Annotated in this window: 1 protein-coding gene; it reads right to left on the bottom strand. The window is 61.0% G+C overall.

The window, feature by feature from the left end:
• Nucleotides 1-3,205 (bottom strand): Ig-like domain-containing protein (locus FWD29_10040; GenBank protein ID MCL2804268.1); only part of this gene is annotated, 3,205 nt, incomplete at both ends.

Raw genomic sequence — 3,205 nt, forward strand, 5'->3', positions numbered from 1 at the left:
CAAAGTGGCTTGATCCAGTTTGCCCCTGGCGGTGGTGTCCAGACGGTTGGCCTCAACGTAGCCACGGTTGGTGGTGATAGTCGAGGTCAACGGGCTAGCGTCACCAGCCGTGAACACGAGCGTGGCGACAGCCTCAGGCTTGGTTATGTCGCGCCACTCGCCGTTGACATTGACCTGCACCGGGAACGAATAGGTACCAGGCTTGGTCGACTTGACATTGAAGGTGAACTTACCCCACACCGGATTGAGTGGGGTACCGGTGACATTCGGGTTGAGTTCAACCGTCGACAACTCCGGCACATCAGCCAGGTTCAACCTGACCGGTGCCCCATCAAGGAGGATTTCCGAAGCCGACTTGACCGTCACCGTCAGGGCATAGGTGTCGCTGCTGTTGGCCCGGACCTTGGTTGCCGGGTCGGTTGGGTCAGGACTGACAGCCCAACTCGACTTCGACGGGTCAGGTGCACCAGCGGTGAAAGCGATCTCGCGCGAGTCCCCGGCATGGTTGATGGCAGCACCACCAGCGGTGGCCGTGACCTGGAAAACACCAGGTTCGTCAGACCGGATATCAGCCCAGACCAGACCGGGTGTGTAAACCCCGTTCTGAGTGCACCAAGCCGGTGCTAAAGCCGTAGCCGTTAGCGGGCAACTAGTCAACGTCACCGAGGTGGTGGTCTTGGTGGTACCGAACCACGGACCAGGCACATCGGCCGCGCCCTGAGACACAGCCAGCGTCACATCGACACCAGGCACCGGGTTACCGAAAGCATCGGTTAGCAGCACCTTGGCCCAATGAGAGGCCAAGCCATCAGACAAGGCCAGCGAGGTTGACACTTCAAAGACCGAATGCTGCAGCGACAGCGCACCGTGAGTGAACGGCAGCGACACTGGCGAGCCGGACTCGACTTGGCTGCCACTGTGTGTGGCTGTGCCAAGCCAGGTGCCAGCCGAGGTGGTGGCAAACTGGACGCTGGCGACGGCATCGGCCCCGACCGTGGCAGTAACCGACTGGCCCAAGTCGCCCTTGGCGAAAGCGAACTCGACCACGCTGCCGGCTGCTGCTGTCACCGGATTGTCGTTGGCGTCGATCAACGTCACCTTGACGATGTAAGTGTCAGCGCCGTCGGCCACCTTCGGTGGGTTGCCAATGACTTCGATCTTCGACCGGCCATAGTCAACCGGACCGGCCACAAACTTGGCTTTGGCCGGACTACCAGTGACGATGTCAACAGCGCCCACCCGGGCCGTGACGTCATAGGTGCCAGACTTGGTCGAAACCAAAGTCAACTCAGCCACACCAGTTGCCGCCCCGGTGTTGCCCGCAGTCATAGTGCAGAACGCACCAGCCCCACCAGCCACCGTGGCACCCTCGGCGCAAACCTTGGCCGTAGTGCCTGTCGGCACGGCGAACCGCACCTGGCCACCTGGCACCGGGTTGTCGAAGCCGTCACGTAGGTGAGCCGTGATCACCTGGGTCTTCACGCCATCGGCCGTCGCCTGAACGGCAGGCGACACCAGATAAGACTTGACCCCGTCAACCGGGCCGGCACAGAACGTGACCTGAGCCGGGCTACCAGAGATATTGGCCGCACCCAGCATGGCCGTCACGTTGTAACTGCCGGCAGTGGTTGAAGTCAGGGTGACCGCGACCACGCCGTTGGCATCGGTCGCGTATGGACCGGCTGGGCTGACAACCACCGGGCTGTCGACCGCGATATCGACGCCTGCGCCGCCAACCTTCAGATTGTTGATGTCGCGCAGGGTGATGGTGCCGGTCCACGTGTCAGTGCCGTTAGCCACGACACAACCACCCGGACCGCTCGCCGTACCCTGAGCCACCACCAGGGTCGACCTGGTCGGGTCCGGCACGTCAGTATCAAAGATGAGCGTGGCCGGTGAACCCTGCACGGCCAGGCCAACCGGCCCATCGACGGTTAACCGGACCGACTCGGCTTTCGTGTCAGTTACCTCAACCCTGGCCAAACCAGCGGTCGAGGTTTGCAGCGTCAGCGTGTTCCACGGCGCCGCCGTGGTCCCCGCGATCCGGGCATCCCCGTTGACAGTGAACGCCAAGTTGACACCCGAAACCGGGTTACCGTTCAGGTCGGTGACGAGAACCTCACCATAGTGTTTAGCGTTACCGTCACTAAGAACCTTGCCCGATGACGTCACCAAGGTGGCGTTAGTAGCGGCCCCAGCAATGAACTCGGCTGTTTGCGGCGAACCACTAACCGTGCCAGTCGGCACAGTCGCGCTAACCGCATACATGCCAGCCTTGGTGTCAGTGAAACTGATAGTGGCCACACCATCAACCGTCCTGACCGTCTTCGAACCGACATGGGTTGGGTCAGTGTTGAGTGTCCAAGTCAGGACCACATCAACCTGGCCGTCAGCCCGGTCAATCAGGTTGCCGTAAGCATCCCGGATAGTTACTTCACCAGTGTGGTCACCTACACCTGCGACCTTGGTCTGACCCAGAGTCTTCAACACGAACGTCGATTGGGACGGGTCAACCGTCTTGTCGGCAATAAACCTGACCGTGGCTGGTGAACCAGTTTGGATAGCGGTCGTACCAACCATGGCGGTGACACCATAAGAGCCAGCCTTGGTTGAAACCAGGGTTAGTTCGGCTATGCCCTTGGAAGTACCGGTCGTAGCGGTGGTCATAGTGCATGTCACACCAGTCCCACCGTTGATGGAAGCACCCTCGGCGCATCCCTTGGCCATAGTGTTGGCTGGTACGGCGAACCGTACTTGGGTGCCACCGATCAGGTTGCCGGCCCCGGCCACACCATAGGCGTCACGCACAATGGCGCGAACTACTTGAGTATCACTGCCGTTGGCGACAGCCGGGTTGACCGGCGAAACCAACTCACTGTTGACACCATCAGCCGGGCCTGGATCGAAGGTGATTGTGGCTTCGTAAACACCTGAACCGACGGCTGGGGTTTCGACAGCGTCGCCACCGACTTGGACGGTGACTTTGAAGTCACCGGCCACTTCGGAACGGATCATGACCTGACCGGTGCCCGTTAGGTCTGAAGTGACCGTATAGGGTGCGCCGATCGGACCGGCCGGCGTGACCGTGACCACAGCTGAACCCATGTAAACCGAGCCGGTTTCGATGTTCCGCAGGTTCACCGTGACCGTATACGAATCGGTGCCGTTGGCCTGGACCTTGCCAGGGTCAGGGTTGGACCCCGTC

Source organism: Micrococcales bacterium, from assembly GCA_009784895.1.
Lineage (GTDB): Bacteria > Actinomycetota > Actinomycetes > Actinomycetales > WQXJ01 > WQXJ01.